This window comes from Vibrio vulnificus CMCP6 (assembly GCF_000039765.1).
Taxonomy (GTDB): domain Bacteria; phylum Pseudomonadota; class Gammaproteobacteria; order Enterobacterales; family Vibrionaceae; genus Vibrio; species Vibrio vulnificus_B.
The window spans coordinates 2,982,041-2,998,429 of record NC_004459.3 but is presented as its reverse complement, the minus strand read 5'-3'; the positions used below and the strand labels follow the sequence as shown (position 1 = coordinate 2,998,429).

Annotated in this window: 16 protein-coding genes, 1 riboswitch and 1 other annotated feature; of the genes, 12 read left to right on the top strand and 4 right to left on the bottom strand. The window is 44.5% G+C overall.

Translation table 11 applies throughout. The features are described from left to right. Positions 1–11 precede the first annotated feature (11 nt). The 4 genes from VV1_RS13930 to VV1_RS13915 are packed head-to-tail and all read left to right on the top strand — an operon-like array spanning position 12 to position 2,843. Entirely contained in the window at positions 12–1,268 is a 1,257-nt protein-coding gene (locus VV1_RS13930; RefSeq protein WP_011080751.1) for an SAM-dependent methyltransferase, read from the top strand. Positions 1,269–1,272: 4 nt separating this feature from the next. After that, on the top strand, positions 1,273–1,788 hold the full coding sequence (locus VV1_RS13925; RefSeq protein WP_011080750.1) for a DUF2878 domain-containing protein: 516 nt from the start codon (positions 1,273–1,275) through the stop codon (positions 1,786–1,788). Then, positions 1,745–2,308, top strand: coding sequence for a chalcone isomerase family protein (locus VV1_RS13920; RefSeq protein WP_043921048.1), 564 nt, complete (start codon positions 1,745–1,747; stop codon positions 2,306–2,308). The genes VV1_RS13925 and VV1_RS13920 overlap by 44 nt, the downstream gene beginning before the upstream one ends. A gap of 1 nt (position 2,309) precedes the next feature. Further along, complete coding sequence (locus VV1_RS13915) at positions 2,310–2,843, top strand: DUF3833 domain-containing protein (RefSeq protein WP_011080748.1); 534 nt, start codon at positions 2,310–2,312, stop codon at positions 2,841–2,843. A 164-nt stretch (positions 2,844–3,007) separates the two neighbouring features. On the opposite strand, the gene purB is transcribed toward VV1_RS13915, so the two are convergent. The 3 genes from purB to mnmA all read right to left on the bottom strand — a co-directional run bounded on the left by purB (position 3,008) and on the right by mnmA (position 6,279). Continuing rightward, positions 3,008–4,378: an adenylosuccinate lyase gene (gene purB, locus VV1_RS13910; protein WP_011080747.1), complete on the bottom strand. Its 1,371-nt coding sequence runs from the start codon at positions 4,376–4,378 to the stop codon at positions 3,008–3,010. Between the two features lie 148 nt (positions 4,379–4,526). Then, entirely contained in the window at positions 4,527–5,144 is a 618-nt protein-coding gene (gene hflD / locus VV1_RS13905) for a high frequency lysogenization protein HflD (RefSeq protein ID WP_011080746.1), read from the bottom strand. 10 nt (positions 5,145–5,154) lie between these two features. After that, positions 5,155–6,279, bottom strand: coding sequence for a tRNA 2-thiouridine(34) synthase MnmA (gene mnmA, locus VV1_RS13900; RefSeq protein ID WP_011080745.1), 1,125 nt, complete (start codon positions 6,277–6,279; stop codon positions 5,155–5,157). A 189-nt stretch (positions 6,280–6,468) separates the two neighbouring features. Here mnmA and VV1_RS13895 point away from each other — a divergent pair, with 189 nt between their 5' ends. Both VV1_RS13895 and VV1_RS13890 read left to right on the top strand, forming a co-directional pair. Then, positions 6,469–6,738, top strand: a complete 270-nt coding sequence (locus VV1_RS13895; RefSeq protein ID WP_011080744.1) for a hypothetical protein — start codon at positions 6,469–6,471, stop codon at positions 6,736–6,738. Positions 6,739–6,854: 116 nt separating this feature from the next. After that, on the top strand, positions 6,855–8,159 hold the full coding sequence (locus tag VV1_RS13890; protein WP_011080743.1) for an inosine/guanosine kinase: 1,305 nt from the start codon (positions 6,855–6,857) through the stop codon (positions 8,157–8,159). Positions 8,160–8,204: 45 nt separating this feature from the next. On the opposite strand, the gene VV1_RS13885 is transcribed toward VV1_RS13890, so the two are convergent. Next, positions 8,205–8,612: an H-NS histone family protein gene (locus tag VV1_RS13885; protein WP_011080742.1), complete on the bottom strand. Its 408-nt coding sequence runs from the start codon at positions 8,610–8,612 to the stop codon at positions 8,205–8,207. 489 nt (positions 8,613–9,101) lie between these two features. Continuing rightward, positions 9,102–9,281, top strand: a riboswitch (Lysine riboswitch). Between the two features lie 106 nt (positions 9,282–9,387). Here VV1_RS13885 and tet(35) point away from each other — a divergent pair. The 6 genes from tet(35) to hisH all read left to right on the top strand — a co-directional run bounded on the left by tet(35) (position 9,388) and on the right by hisH (position 16,385). Next, a complete protein-coding gene (gene tet(35) / locus VV1_RS13880; protein WP_011080741.1) occupies positions 9,388–10,989 on the top strand; it encodes a tetracycline efflux Na+/H+ antiporter family transporter Tet(35) in 1,602 nt (533 codons plus the stop codon). Between the two features lie 180 nt (positions 10,990–11,169). Beyond that, positions 11,170–11,306 (top strand) — a sequence feature (His leader region). Between the two features lie 43 nt (positions 11,307–11,349). Then, positions 11,350–12,246, top strand: a complete 897-nt coding sequence (gene hisG, locus VV1_RS13875) for an ATP phosphoribosyltransferase (protein WP_011080740.1) — start codon at positions 11,350–11,352, stop codon at positions 12,244–12,246. A 5-nt stretch (positions 12,247–12,251) separates the two neighbouring features. Beyond that, on the top strand, positions 12,252–13,547 hold the full coding sequence (gene hisD / locus VV1_RS13870; protein WP_011080739.1) for a histidinol dehydrogenase: 1,296 nt from the start codon (positions 12,252–12,254) through the stop codon (positions 13,545–13,547). A 13-nt stretch (positions 13,548–13,560) separates the two neighbouring features. Then, complete coding sequence (gene hisC, locus VV1_RS13865; protein ID WP_011080738.1) at positions 13,561–14,601, top strand: histidinol-phosphate transaminase; 1,041 nt, start codon at positions 13,561–13,563, stop codon at positions 14,599–14,601. 69 nt (positions 14,602–14,670) lie between these two features. Then, on the top strand, positions 14,671–15,744 hold the full coding sequence (gene hisB / locus VV1_RS13860; protein ID WP_011080737.1) for a bifunctional histidinol-phosphatase/imidazoleglycerol-phosphate dehydratase HisB: 1,074 nt from the start codon (positions 14,671–14,673) through the stop codon (positions 15,742–15,744). 26 nt (positions 15,745–15,770) lie between these two features. Further along, positions 15,771–16,385 (top strand): imidazole glycerol phosphate synthase subunit HisH, encoded by a 615-nt coding sequence (gene hisH, locus VV1_RS13855; RefSeq protein ID WP_011080736.1) that lies wholly within the window; start codon positions 15,771–15,773, stop codon positions 16,383–16,385. The last annotated feature ends 4 nt before the right edge of the window (positions 16,386–16,389 follow it).

Genomic DNA, 16,389 nt, shown 5'->3' with positions numbered 1-16,389 from the left:
GAGAATTCTGCATGTTAAATACTTCTTCGATGGCATTTACCTCTCCATTATCTACAGCACAAAAGGCGGCTAGGACTCTGATATTTAAGTGCTTACAGCGTATGGAAATCGGCACTTTGACGGTCATTGAAAGTTTTCAAAGTGACTCTCAAGAGCGTAGTGAACGCTTTGTAGGGGCACACAATCACAAGCCGGGTGTGGCCATTAGCGCAACAATCGAAGTCAAACACCCCGGCTTCTATTCTCGTGTGTTGAGAGGGGGGAGTATAGCAGCAGGTGAAGCCTATATGGATGGTTGGTGGGACAGTCCGGATTTAACTTCGTTAATGAAATTAATGGCGCTCAATCTGAATGCATTAGATGGATTAGAAAACCAAAGTAGCTGGGTCACCAAACTGCTTTACAAACTCAGTCATTGGAGCAATCGAAATACGCAGGAAAACTCGCGTAAAAATATTCATGCCCATTATGATCTTGGTAATGACCTCTACAGAGTATTCTTGGATGAGAGAATGTTATATTCGTCAGCCCTTTATCACTCGGATAGTGAATCATTAGAGCAAGCACAAATAAATAAAATGGATCGCTTGTGTCAGCAATTGCAATTAAAACCCAGTGATGAGGTGATTGAAATCGGCACAGGTTGGGGGGCAATGGCGATATACATGGCGGAAACCTATGGCTGCCGGGTGACAACCACGACGATTTCAGATGAGCAATATGACTACGCAAAACAACAGATTGCAGAAAGAGGTTTGACTGAGCGTATTCAGTTATTGAAGAAAGATTATCGAGATTTAACTGGGCAGTTTGATAAATTGGTTTCTATCGAAATGATAGAGGCGGTAGGTAAGCAATATTTACCGTCTTACATCAAGGTGTGCCAGTCATTATTAAAACCTGGTGGTTTGATGGCAATACAAGCGATCACTATCGCCGACCAACGTTACGAATATTACAGTAACAACGTCGATTTTATTCAAAAGTACATTTTCCCGGGGGGATTTTTACCGTCAGTGACTTCACTGGCTCAAGCCACGACCCAATACAGTGATTTAGTGATTAGAGATTTGTTTGATATTGGGATGGATTACGCAAAAACATTACAAGAATGGCACCGACGTTTTAACCACGCTGAAGAGCAAGTCAAAAGACTAGGGTATGATGAGCGATTTATTCGTATGTGGCGTTACTACCTAAGTTATTGTGAGGGGGGATTCTTAGCTCGTAGCATCAGTACCGTACACATGACGCTTCAAAGAGCCTAGTATCATGGCTCTTATTCTCGCCTCTGCTTGGTTCAATCTCGTTTGGTTTCTTGCGGTTATTGGCACCGAGCAGTGGCAATGGGTCACACTCTGCTTTGCCTTGATGACATTGGGGTATCAGTACCGAGTAGACCAAAAAACCTGGAAACCAACGCTGTTGATTGCCGTGGTCGGCTGCCTAGTCGACTCGCTCAATCAATATCTCTCAATTTTTCAGTTCACGTCGACTTTCTTACCCGTTTGGCTTTTAAGCTTATGGGTAGTTTTTGCTTGGTACGCTTATCAACTGAAAAGAATTTTGCTCCGTTTTGCTCCGTTTTACGTATTAACAGTAGGTGCATTGGGGGGCTGCTTAAGTTACTACGCAGGTTATAAACTCAATGCGGTGGCTTACGGTTACAGCGTGTTGATAACGGCATCGATTGTGTTTTTAGAATGGGCAATCATCACGCTCTTTATCATTAAGGTTCTTCGCCATGATGAGAAAAGCAAGTTGTGTCATTCGGAGTACGTTTCTTAGTCTTTTGCTAGGCGTTTCGTCTAGCTCTTATGGTCAAACAGGAGCAGCAGACATTGAGACTTGGCAGCAGTGGCAGACCGTTGGGGAGGCACGATTGAGCTGGTTTGTCTTTGATATCTATGATTCTAAGTTGGTTACACCAAATGGTGAGTTCGAGGTGAATGCAGATGTTACGCCACATCCCCTCGCCTTGGAGATTCGATACTTACGCGATATTTCACGTGAGGATCTACTCAGTGCAACGGAAGAGCAGTGGCAAAAGATGGGTATCACAGCGAAAAAACCGTGGAGAGATAGCCTCGAGCTGATTTTTCCCAACATCAAAAAAGGCGACAAACTGACCTACATTACTGATGGAGAAAAAGGGCGTTTGCTTTTTATTCGACATGACAGTGACAAAGCTGAAGTGGCCGGTGATGTGGCTGATCAGGAGCTTAACGATGCTTTCCTCGCGATTTGGTTATCGCCAAAAACTCAATATCCCTCTTTGCGAGCAAAATTAATCGGATGGAATCAATAAGATGAACAAACATAATGTTTTTATCGTCTTGCTTGTTATGACATTGAACGTTTTGGTCGGCTGTTCGAGTGACCTTAAGGACTACCAGCAAGCATCTCCAAAGTTTGAACTGTTTGAGTATTTTTCTGGAAATGTGAAAGCTTGGGGCATGGTGCAAGACTATAGCGGTAAACAAACCAGACGCTTTGAGGTTGAGATTGTTGGTTCTGTTGACAATAACACACTGACGCTCGTTGAAGATTTTGTTTTTGACGATGGTGAGATTGATCAGCGCATTTGGCGGATTACCCGATTGTCCGATGGTCGCTATCAAGGCGAAGCTGACGATATTATCGGCGTTGCTGAGGGAATGGAGCTGGGTAATGCACTGCAATGGCGCTATGATTTTGAACTGCAAGTCGATGGTTCAAGCTTGACGGTATCCTTTGATGATTGGCTTTATCGCCAAGATGAAAAGCATGTGTTTAATCTCACCAAGATTAAGAAGTTTGGCGTAGAGGTAGGGACGATTACGTTGTTCTTCCAGAGGCAATAAAACAGTTAGGAACGCTGCGCTCCGAGATTCGGGAATAGGAGTCTAGCCTTATCTCCGCCCTAAAGAAAGAAAGGGTTGACGCTTTCACGTCAACCCTAACAATTATCCGATTCTCGATTCTCGATTCTCGATTCTCGATTCTCGATTCTCGATTCTCGATTCTCTTACAGCTTGTCTGTCAGCTCGATAGCTTGACCGATGTAGTTTGCTGGCGTCATCTCTTTTAGACGTGCTTTCTCGTGCTCAGGAAGCTCAAGACCGTCGATGAAATTACGCATTGCTTCACCGTCTACACGCTTACCACGAGTCAGCTCTTTTAGCTTCTCGTATGGCTTCTCAATGCCGTAACGACGCATAACGGTTTGTACTGGCTCTGCAAGTACTTCCCAGTTCTTGTCTAGTTCCGCAAGAAGTGCTTCACGGCTGACTTCAAGCTTGCTGATGCCTTTAAGCGTCGATGTGTAAGCGATGATTGCGTAGCCAACACCCACACCAAGGTTACGTAGAACTGTTGAGTCCGTCAGGTCACGTTGCCAACGAGAGATTGGCAGTTTTTGTGCTAGGTGGCCAAACACTGCGTTTGCAAGACCTAGGTTTCCTTCAGAGTTTTCAAAGTCGATTGGGTTCACTTTGTGTGGCATGGTTGAAGAACCGATCTCGCCAGCAATGGTTTTTTGCTTGAAGTGGCCTAGTGCGATGTAACCCCAAACGTCACGGTCGAAGTCGATCAGAATCGTGTTGAAACGTGCCACAGCATCGAATAGCTCTGCGATGTAGTCATGTGGTTCGATCTGCGTGGTGTAAGGGTTCCAAGTAACACCGAGAGATTCAGTGATGAACTCTTCAGAGAATTTGTGCCAATCGAGCTCTGGGTAAGCAGAAAGGTGTGCGTTGTAGTTACCTACCGCACCGTTGATTTTCGCTAGGATTTCAACGTTTTCGATTTGCTTGTATTGACGCTCCATACGGTACGCCACGTTTGCCATTTCTTTGCCCATTGTTGATGGAGAAGCTGGCTGACCGTGTGTACGAGATAGAAGAGGAATGTCACGGTATTCAACAGCAAGTGCTTTGATTGCGTCAATCAGGTTACGAATTTCTGGAAGAATGACCGTCTCACGTGCTTCTTTAAGCATTAAAGCGTGTGAGGTGTTATTAATGTCTTCAGAAGTACAGGCAAAATGGAAGAACTCGTTAACAGCGTGAAGCTCAGGAACGTCAGCGACTTTCTCTTTTAAGAAGTATTCCACCGCTTTAACGTCATGGTTAGTAGTACGCTCGATCTCTTTGATGCGTAATGCGTCTGCTTCAGAGAAGTTAGCAGCAAGATCGTCGAGGAATTGGTTTGCTTCTGCGCTGAACGCTGGCACTTCTGCAATTTCAGCAGTAGCAGCAAGCTTTTGTAGCCAGCGGATTTCAACGATAGTACGGTACTTTAGTAGACCGTATTCACTGAAAATTTCGCGTAACGCAATTGTCTTGCTTCCGTAACGGCCGTCTACTGGTGAAACAGCAGTCAATGCTGACAGTTCCATGATGTTCTCCTGAATTGGGTTTCAAAATTTCGCGAGCTTTATACCAATAACTGTGGCAATTGTCACGAATATTGCGCAAACGTTTGCGCTAAGGTGATTTTGACCAAAACAATTAGCTCGCGTCTGGCGCGAGCTAATAATGGTCGAATTACATTCTAGCCAGCAGGATCTGCGCCTGCTCAACCATTTTCTTTCTGCCGAAGATCAGATGGCGGCGTCGACCGCCAACTTGACGCCAAAGCACGGCACTGCGAATACCAGAAAGGAGTAACGCACGTACTTTGTGTTGATTCGATGTTTGTTGTAATACCGTCGGCGTACCTGTCACTTGGATTCGAGGGCCGATAGGGCTGATAACATCGAGGTAGATACTGGCCACATTGCTGATCATCTGTTCTTCAAAAAGATCATAGTGTTCCGTCTGTCTTTGTACCATCTGAATACGATCGCCAAGTTGTGACATCGCATCATTCCTGCCCATCAGTTTGCGCTCTAACGCCATCAAACTGATGAGGTAGCGAGTCACTTCGCTACCAGTGGGGGTACTATCAATCCCTTTTACTAAGCATTCCAAACCCAGTTTGAGTTGTGACTCATTGCCAAACACATCAAGTGTGTTGGCTGGATTGGTATTCAAAATTGCTTTAATAGAAGTTTCAAAGGCATCTTGATCACAATGTCCGTTTCTCGCGATTTGCTGAACTAATGCCACAGCTTGGCACATGCCAGCAAAAGCAATGGTACGGTCATAAAGTGTATTCGCCACGTAACGACTCCTAAGCTTGAGTATATTTAATGCGTTTCTCGATGATACCACCACCAAGACAAACATCACCTTGGTAGAAAACAGCGGATTGACCTGGGGTCACTGCGATCTCAGGTTCATCGAAAATTACTTTAATGTTTTCGTCATCAATAGGGATGATTGTACAAGGAATATCTTGTTGACGGTAACGAGTTTTCACCGTGCATTTCACCACATCGCGAATTGGCTCACGTTCTACCCAATGAAGCTGAGAAGCAATTAGGCCTTCGGACTTCAGCATCGGGTGATCTTGTCCTTGAACGGCAATCAACACATTGCGCTTAAGGTCTTTTTCTGCAACAAACCATGGTTCTTCGTTACCGCCACCGCCTTTACGGCCACCAATATGTAGGCCTTTACGTTGGCCTAGCGTGTGGTACATCAAACCCTGGTGTTGACCAAGCACTTCGCCTTCTGGCGACTCAATATTACCCGGTTGAGCTGGTAAGTAGCGGCTTAGAAAATCGGTGAACTTACGTTCGCCGATAAAACAGATACCGGTAGAATCTTTCTTTTTCGCGGTAATCAGACCTTGTTCTTCCGCAATGCGACGAACTTCTGGCTTTTCCAGGTCGCCAACAGGGAAGAGGCTACGTGCCACTTGTTCGTGACTTAGCGTGTAGAGGAAGTAGCTCTGATCTTTATTGCCGTCTAAACCACGCAGCATCTGTGGCTTTTCACCATTTTCAGGGAAAGAACGACGGACATAATGGCCCATCGCGATGTAATCGGCATCAAGTACTTCGTCGGCAAATTCTAAAAACGCTTTGAACTTAATTTCTTTGTTACAAAGGATGTCTGGGTTAGGGGTACGGCCCGCCTTGTATTCGGCAAGGAAATATTCGAATACATTGTCCCAATATTCTGAAGCAAAGTTGATCTTATGTAGGTGAATGCCAAGTTTGTCACAAACAGCCTGAGCGTCGGCGAGATCTTCTGCCGCAGTACAATACTCAGAATCATCATCTTCTTCCCAGTTCTTCATAAATAGGCCTTCAACTTGATAGCCTTGCTGTTTTAGAAGATAGGCAGAAACCGATGAATCTACACCGCCAGACATACCAACGATGACTTTCTTTTGGCTGTTATCAGACATTACTCAACACCACTAAAATTAACTGGAGGCGAATTCTAACAGAAAGCAGAAACGGGTGACAGATCCGAGATCGCAATCACAATTCGTTTTCGCTGCTTTTTTCAGCAAAAGGACAAGCGAAAAGAAATTCCGCGCGAGCTCTGAGTGGGAATGTGGCATAGTTGGAAAAAATCCTAATGAGTAAACATCATGACTGACGAAATGCAATTTATGCAAGAGGCGGATCTTATCGAGATCATTGAAAATCAACTTGAAGATGGAAATCCAATCAAGGTCAAAGAAACGTTGATGCGCCTAATGATGACAGGCACGCCTCGTGAAGATGCGGTGGCGATGATGGCGTGTGCAATGTCAATTGAGATTTTCGACGTGATGAAAAATGACGGCGAGTTCAATTTAAAACGTTACAGCGAAAACTTGGATTGCCTGCCAGATTTAAGCTTTATGGAAGGTGAATAGCGCCTCGCAAAATAAAAAGTACGTAGCAAACGTTTGCTATAATTGCCTTTATTGCCGCCTATGGGAGTGCGAGTTAGAATCCGCACTTCTTTTAACCCCGTACTCAGACAAACACTATGAAATTTCCCGGACAGCGCAAATCAAAACACTATTTTCCCGTACATGCACGTGACCCATTAGTGAGTCAGGCGCAGGAAAGCAAGAAAATGACGCGTACTCATATTATCGGTATTGATCAAACTTTGGTGGATATCGAAGCGAGAGTGACGTCGGAAATGATTGAAAAATACGGTTTGAGTAAAGGGCACTCGCTGGTTATTGACGATGTGACGGCAGAAGCGCTATATCAGCAGTTAAAGCAAGAAAATCTGATTACCAACGAATACGCTGGCGGTACGATTGGCAATACGCTGCACAATTACTCAGTGCTCGCAGATGATCGTTCGACATTATTGGGCGTGATGAGTCAAGATATTAAGATTGGTAGTTACGGATACCGTTACTTATGTAACACATCAAGCCGTATGGATCTTAATTATCTGCAAGGTGTCGATGGCGCGATTGGTCGCTGTTTCGCGTTGATTACCGAAGATGGTGAACGCACTTTTGCGATTAGTGAAGGTCAAATGAACCAACTTCATCCAGATAATATTCCGGAAAAGATCTTTAAAAAAGCCTCAGCTTTGGTGCTCACCGCTTATTTGATTCGTTGTAAAGAAGGTGATCCAATGCCTGATGCGACGATGAAAGCCATCGAGTACGCAAAAAAATACGATGTACCTGTTGTTTTGACGCTTGGCACTAAATTTGTGATTCAAGATGACCCAACCTTCTGGCAAGAATTTATTCGTGATAATGTGACGGTAGTTGCGATGAATGAAGATGAAGCCGAAGCATTGACTGGGGAGTCCGATCCTTTAGCCGCTTCAGATAAAACACTGGATTGGGCAGACATGGTACTTTGTACTGCGGGTCCGCTTGGTCTATTTATGGCCGGTTATACAGAAGACAGCGCGAAGCGTGAAACATCTCTACCGTTACTTCCAGGCTGCATTGCTGAATTCAATCGTTATGAATTTAGTCGTCCAACGAAAAAAGCATCTTGTGAAAACCCGATTAAAGTCTATTCACATATTTCACCGTATATGGGCGGTCCTGAGAAAATTAAAAATACCAATGGGGCAGGTGATGCTGCACTTTCAGCGGTACTGCACGATATGGCGGCAAACAAATATCACAAAGAAAACGTGCCAAACTCAAGTAAGCACGTGTATGAGTTTTTGACATACTCATCTTTTTCTCAAGTGTGTAAGTATGCTAACCGCGCCAGTTATGAAGTGTTGGTACAACATTCTCCGCGCCTATCTCGTGGCTTACCTGAACGCGAAGATAGCTTAGAAGAAGCGTATTGGGAAAGATAATAAAAAGGCTCCGAAAGGAGCCTTTTTACTGATATCTAAAATGTATTAGATTTCGAAATCTTCTAGAGATTTACCCGCATCTAATTGAGCTTGGATTGCAGAAGGTGTACGACCTTGACCAGTCCAAGTTTTTTCTTCACCATTGGTGTCAACGTACTTGTATTTCGCTGGGCGAGGAGCACGTTTACCTTTGCTCTTCACTTTAGTTTCGCCAGCAAGTGCGCTGATTAGTGCTTCGACATCGATACCATCTTTAGCAATTTGTTCTGCGATAGCCGCTAGTTTCGCTTCTTGTTCAGCTTTCGCTGCACGTTCTTCTGCTTCCGCTTCTTGACGCTCTGCAACAACAGTTGTCAATTTATCTAGAGCTTCTTCTAATTGCTCAAGAGTAAGTTCACGAGAAAACGCACGTAGGCTGCGAATGTTCAACAGAGTTTTTGTTAGTTCAGACATAACCTTTCCTATATATTCGCTAAGTCGATTGTCTAATAATAATACCGAGAATTAAATTAAACAAACTAGATTAATTCTTACGATGCTAATATTAACGCGCAATACAATATAAGCAATATTAAAAGTAAAAAAATTAAAAAAGAATGATTATAAAATTTCTAAGACAGACGAAAGTTGTAGAAGCAATTCCTTCACTGAACAAAAAGCTATCTCAAAAATATTTTACGAATGATTAGATGGCTTTATAACAAAATGGTTCAATGGAAAGTGGTTTGTGATCTCATTTTTTCTATTATTAGTATCATGATGCAAAGAGAATGGATTAATGAAACGGCAATAGAAAACCTGTCTCATATTGATTTTTCAAATTTAATCAACTTAAGACAGATCTGTTGCAATGAGGAGCGTCATGAGTACAATAGCCGCTACCTGATGCGATAAATTAGATTATTTGTTGTTTTTTTAATCGGCAGATAGTTAAGAATTTGTTATCGACGTAGAGGCGCAATGGTAAAGAGTAACTATTATTGGGGTGATGCCAATGAATAATAGTGAAAGGTATCCATTGCCGAAGTGAATTGCATATCAAAGCAGTTTGCTGGGGTTGCATCCGAAAGGAACAACACTGCCATAGTATTTAATGTATAACTATGGAGCGCTACTGTAGGTTGGGTGAAGTGTTCACTTCCCTGTCGCTTAGTTCAACATAAGTAACGGACATCCTGTTTACTTTGTCTGCAGTAGATCTCTAGCCAAACTTTGGTTTTTGAAGATCATGAATTTAATAGATTTTGCTACATCTCCCATTTCACTTTTACCGCCGATAGTGGCACTGACGCTAGCCATTTTAACGCGTAAAGTGCTTGTATCGCTTGGTGTCGGTATTCTTCTAGGTGCAGTGTTACTGAATGATTATTCGGTAGGCTCTGCGGCAGCTTATATTACAGATAAAGTTTCAGCTGTTTTTATTGAAGATGGTGGCATCAATACTTGGAATATGAGTATTGTTGGTTTCTTGTTGTTATTGGGCATGACCACCGCTCTACTGACTCTTTCTGGAGGCACTCGAGCTTTTGCTGAATGGGCACAGACTCGAGTGAAAAGTAAGCGAGGTTCGAAATTACTAGCAGCGTTTTTAGGCGTATTCATTTTTGTAGACGACTATTTCAATAGCCTAGCTGTGGGTGCGATTTCTCGCCCAGTAACGGACCGCTTTTATGTTTCACGCGCCAAACTTGCTTATATTCTAGACTCAACAGCAGCACCAATGTGTGTGGTGATGCCTGCATCGAGTTGGGGTGCGTACATCATGACCATTATCGGCGGTATTTTGGTGTCACATGGCATCACTGAATATTCCGCATTAGGCGCATATCTACGTTTAGTACCGATGAACTTCTACGCGATTTTCGCCTTGTTAATGGTGTTTGCGGTCGCTTGGTTTGGTTTAGACATTGGTAAAATGCGTGAACATGAAATTGCTGCCTCACAAGGTCGTGGCTTTGACAATGACGCTGATACTGACCTAAAAGAAGCGCATGAAATTGACGAAGAGCTTGATATCCGTGAAAGCGATAAAGGTAAAGTGACCGATCTTGTTATGCCGATCATTGCTTTGATTATTGCAACGGTCGCTTCAATGCTCTATACCGGTGGCCAAGCACTTGCGGCGGATGGTAAAGCTTTTGACTTGCTTGGTGCATTCGAAAATACCAACGTAGGTACATCGCTTATTTATGGTGGTCTGGTTGGTTTGGCTGTGGCCTTGTTCACCGTGTTCAAACAAGGTCTTCCAGTTGCAGAAATTGCTCGCACTTTATGGATCGGTGCTAAATCGATGTTTGGTGCAATCCTTATTCTGATTTTCGCTTGGACTATCGGTTCGGTTATTGGCGACATGAAAACGGGTAGCTACTTGTCTACCATGGCACAAGGCAATATTAACCCTCATTGGCTACCTGTGATTCTATTCCTGCTTTCTGGTTTGATGGCGTTTTCTACCGGAACATCGTGGGGCACGTTTGGTATTATGCTACCTATCGCGGGTGATATGGCGGGTGCGACAGATATCGCTCTTATGCTTCCTATGCTAAGTGCAGTATTAGCTGGTTCTGTTTTTGGTGATCACTGTTCACCGATTTCTGATACGACGATTCTTTCTTCAACGGGCGCTCGTTGTCATCATATTGACCACGTAGCGACTCAGTTACCTTATGCACTTGCAGTGGCGTTGGTTTCTTGTATTGGTTTCGTTGTATTGGGTATGACCGCTTCCGTTATGTTCTCACTAGCGGCTGCAACCATGGCATTCATCATCGTTTGTGCAATCCTCTCTTGGTTGTCAAAAGCAAAGATTGAGTCTTGCCAACAAGCGTAACGTCTTCATTTATATGAACTTTGAAAGGGTGGCTTCGTCTACCCTTTTTATTTGTCTTATACAAATTGATATTTTTTTAAATAAAGTGTTGCAAAATAAGGGAAGCTTAGTTAGTGTGGTTATCAACGAAGCAATCAAGCTAAGAGCCTATATAAGTATGCGTAATTTTGTAATGAACATTCATCACCATCATCACCCAGTCTAGTCTTTCGGGAGATGTACGCATACCCGGGAGATAGGAAACTCCCGGAGGTGAAAATCATCAAATTCAGATTTTAAACCCTCGGGAGACCAACATCTCTCGAGGGTTTTTTAGTTTTCACTTTCATCATTTTCAAATTGAAGCACAGGGACAATGTCATGCAAACACAACGCTTAAGAATTGCAATTCAGAAAAAAGGCCGACTGAGTGAAGAGTGCCAAGGGCTCTTAAAAAAGTGTGGCGTTAAATTCAATATTATGGGTGAGCGTTTAGTCGTGCACTCAGAAAATATGCCAATTGATCTGTTATTAGTTCGTGATGATGACATCCCAGGGCTGATCATGGATGGCGTTGTTGACCTTGGTTTTATCGGTGAAAACGTGCTGGAAGAAGTGCGTCTAGAGCGCAAAGCCACTGGTGATGCTTGTCAATTTGAAACCTTGAGTCGTCTAGATTTTGGTGGATGTCGTTTGTCCATCGCGATTGATAAAGATGAAAAATACAATGGCCCTCAAGATCTTGCTGGGAAACGTATTGCGACGACTTACCCACAACTGCTCAAAGCGTATATGGATCGACAAGGTGTGCCTTTCTCAACCTGTATGCTGACAGGCTCTGTTGAAGTTGCGCCTCGTGCTGGTTTGGCGGACGCAATCGCTGATTTGGTTTCAACAGGCGCAACACTTGAAGCCAATGGCCTAAAAGAGGCTGAGGTTATTTTCCAATCGAAAGCAACACTTATTCAACGTTCAGGTGAGTTTGCCCAAGACAAGCAAGCGCTTATCGAGAAGCTGTTAACGCGTATGCAAGGCGTTCAGCAAGCCAAAGAATCCAAATACATCATGCTACATGCTCCAGTTGATAAGCTAGAACAGATCAAAGCACTGTTGCCTGGGGCGGAAGATCCAACCGTGTTACCACTGTCTGCAGAGAAACAACGAGTGGCCGTCCACTTGGTGAGTACAGAAAACCTATTCTGGGAAACGATGGAACAGCTCAAAGAACTTGGCGCGAGCTCTATTCTTGTTCTACCAATTGAAAAAATGATGGAGTAAGGCTCATGAGAACGGTTGTTTGGCAATCTCTTAGTGAGACGCAACAAGACGCTATTTTGGAACGTCCAGCGATAACAGAAGGTGCGAATATTACCGCTGCAGTAGCAGAAGTGATTGCGAAAGTCAGAGCAGAAGGCGATGCGGCGCTGTTCGAACTGACGGAAAAGTTTGATCGCGTTAAACCAGAATCGATTCGAGTGACTGAACAAGAAATCGAGGAGGCTTCTGCTCGCTTAACTGCAAAAATGAAGCAAGCGCTTGAGCAGGCTTACGCCAATATCGCGAAGTTCCACAATGCCCAGAAACCGACGCCAATTAAAGTCGAAACACAACCGGGTGTGGTGTGTGAACAAGTCACTCGCCCGATACAAAAAGTGGGTTTATACATTCCTGGTGGCAGTGCACCGCTGCCTTCAACGGTATTGATGTTGGGTGTTCCTGCGCAAATCGCGGGTTGCCGTAAAGTGGTTTTATGTTCACCGCCACCGATTGCCGATGAAATTCTCTATGTGGCAAAGCTTTGTAATATAGATGAAGTTTACAATGTCGGTGGTGGGCAAGCGGTAGCGGCGATGGCTTATGGGACAGAAAGTGTCACTAAGGTGGATAAAATATTTGGTCCTGGCAACGCGTATGTCACAGAAGCAAAACGCCAAGTGAGCAATGATTTTCGTGGTGCCGCTATTGATATGCCCGCTGGGCCATCAGAAGTGTTGGTGATTGCTGATGAAACTGCAGATGCCGATTTTATCGCCGCCGATTTACTTAGCCAAGCTGAGCACGGACCAGACTCTCAAGTGGTTTTGGTGACTCCATCAGTATTGATTGCAGATCAAGTAACGGATGCTGTGCAGAAACAGTTGAAGCAATTATCGCGTGCCTCAATTGCTGAAAAAGCACTAGCGTCGAGCTTGATTATTATTGCTGACTCCTTGACCCAAGCGGTTTCTATTTCAAATTATTACGGTCCAGAGCATTTAATTGTTCAAACCAAAAATCCTCGAGAGTTGTTGCCATTGCTGGATAACGCAGGTTCCATTTTCTTGGGTGATTGGTCGCCTGAATCGGCGGGTGATTATGCGTCAGGAACCAACCACGTATTGCCGACGTATGGGTACACCCGTACGTATTCAAGTTTAGGTTTGGCTGATTTTTCAAAACGTATGACGATTCAAGAACTATCGGCTGAAGGTTTAAAAACACTGGCACCTACGGTTGTTACAATGGCAGAAGCGGAAGGGTTGGATGCGCACAAACGTGCGGTGACCATTCGTGTCGAAAAGCTGAATGCACGTGGATAAGGAGAGAGAGAAAATGGAAAAACTTGCTCGAAAAAGTGTACAGAAACTGACTCCTTACCTTTCGGCGCGCCGTATCGGTGGAACCGGCGATGTTTGGTTGAATGCCAATGAATCACCATTTGACAATGAATACCGCACAAACTTTGCGCGCTTGAACCGTTACAGTGATTGTCAGCCGAAAGCATTGATTGCAGCCTACGCTGCCTATGCAGGTGTTAAACCAGAACAAACTCTTACTTCGCGTGGCGCGGATGAGGGTATCGAATTGCTGATTCGCGCTTTCTGCGAAACAAATGAAGATGCCATTCTTTACTGTCCTCCTACGTATGGCATGTATTCTGTGAGCGCTGAAACCATTGGCGTTGAGCGTAAAACCGTACCGCTAACAGAGGATTGGCAATTAGACCTTTCAGGTATTGAAGCCAATTTGGACAAGGTTAAATTGGTCTTTGTTTGTTCACCAAACAATCCAACAGGCAACTTAGTGAAGCGAGAAGACATCATCGCCTTGCTAGAGATGACAAAAGACAGAGCCATCGTTGTGATGGATGAAGCGTATATCGATTTTTGTCCAGAGGCCTCAACCGTCGATTTACTTGCGCAGTACTCGAACCTTGCGATTTTGCGTACTTTGTCGAAAGCCTTTGCATTAGCTGGCTTGCGTTGTGGATTCACACTTGCGAATGAAGAGTTGATTAATGTACTTCTAAAAGTTATCGCGCCATATCCGGTACCAGTGCCTGTCGCGGAAATTGCGACACAAGCATTGTCAGAAGCAGGGTTGGCTCGTGCCAAGTTCCAAGTGCTCGACCTCAATGCAAACCGTGCCTATTTGCAAGTGGGATTATCAATGATCGCAGGTTTAGAGGTGTTTGAAGGGTGGGGCAATTATCTGCTGGTGAAATTCCCTAATGGCGACGAGCTATTTAAGGCGGCTTGGGAGTCCGGCATCATCTTGCGAAACTCGCCAATCAAAGATTGCGTAAGAATCAGTGTTGGCAGCCGAGATGAGTGTGAGAAAACTCTGGGTTTCATTAGAAACTACTACTCATAAGTAGAGAAAGAATGAATTGCACTCGCTAAACAGCGAGAGCGCCAAAAGAATAGCAATAAGGAAGTTCGAGTGAGCAAACAACAAAAAATCCTTTTTATCGACCGTGACGGCACTTTGATCGTGGAACCACCTGTCGATTTTCAAGTAGACCGTTTAGATAAGCTAAAACTAGAGCCATTTGTTATCCCAAGCCTGTTGTCGTTACAAGATGCAGGATACCGTCTAGTGATGGTCACCAACCAAGACGGCCTTGGAACAGACAGCTATCCGCAAGAAGATTTTGATGCTCCACACAATATGATGATGGAGATCTTTGAATCTCAAGGTGTGAAATTTGATGATGTTCTGATCTGTCCTCACTTTGAAAAAGACAATTGCTCTTGTCGCAAACCGAAATTGGGCTTAGTAAAAGAGTACCTTCAAGCGGGTAAAGTGGATTTCCAGAACTCGTTCGTGATTGGCGATCGTCAAACCGATCTTCAACTTGCAGAGAACATGGCCATTCGTGGCATTCAATACAACCCAGAAATCATGGGTTGGAAACGGATCCTGAAAGATCTGACGGTGAAAGCGCGTGTTGCTGAAGTGGTTCGCACCACGAAAGAAACGGACATCAAAGTATTCGTTAATCTTGATGAACAAGGCGGTAACGCGATATCAACCGGTCTTGGTTTCTTCGACCACATGTTAGATCAAATCGCCACTCACGGTGGCTTCCAGATGGTGTGCAAAGTGGAAGGTGACTTGCATATTGATGATCACCACACGGTAGAAGATACCGCTCTCGCGCTGGGGCAAGCATTGAAAGAAGCACTGGGTGACAAGCGTGGTATTGGCCGCTTTGGCTTCAGCCTGCCAATGGACGAGTGCTTGGCACAATGTGCACTAGACCTATCTGGTCGTCCTTACCTTAAGTTTGACGCGCAGTTCAGCCGTGAGCAGGTCGGTGACTTATCCACTGAGATGGTGGTTCACTTCTTCCGTTCTTTGACGGATACCCTAGCGTGTACGCTGCACCTTTCTTCTGCGGGCAACAATGATCACCACATCATTGAAAGTCTATTCAAAGCGTTTGGTCGTACTCTGCGCCAAGCAATCAAAGTAGAAGGCACTGAGCTACCAAGTAGTAAAGGCGTGCTGTAAGACGAGCGTAAGCAAGGAGAAAAACAGTGACAGAACAGAAAGTTGTCATTATCGATACTGGCTGTGCCAACGTTTCTTCGGTGAAGTTTGCCATTGAACGCCTAGGCTATGACGTGACGATTTCAAAAGATCCACAAGTGGTATTGTCGGCTGACAAGCTATTTCTACCGGGGGTGGGCACCGCCAGTGAAGCGATGAAGAACCTAGAAGAGCGCGATCTGATCAGCTTGGTAAAACAGGTAGAGAAGCCGCTGCTCGGTATCTGTTTAGGCATGCAACTGTTGGGCAAAGTATCTCAAGAGAAAGGGCAGAAAGCCGACGAGTTAGTTGAGTGTCTTGGACTTTGTGACGGTGAAGTGAAACTGCTACAAACTGGCGACTTACCGCTGCCGCATATGGGTTGGAACACGGTGTCTGCAAAAGCAGGTAACCCACTGTTCAAAGGTATTGAAGAAGGTGAGTACTTCTACTTCGTGCACAGTTTTGCAATGCCAGTTGGGGACTACACCATTGCTGAATGTGAATACGGCAACTCGTTCACAGCGGCAGTACAAAGTGGTAACTACTACGGTGTGCAGTTCCATCCAGAGCGTTCTTCAAAAGCGGGCGCGAAGCTTATTCAAAACTTCTTAGAATTATAAAAGG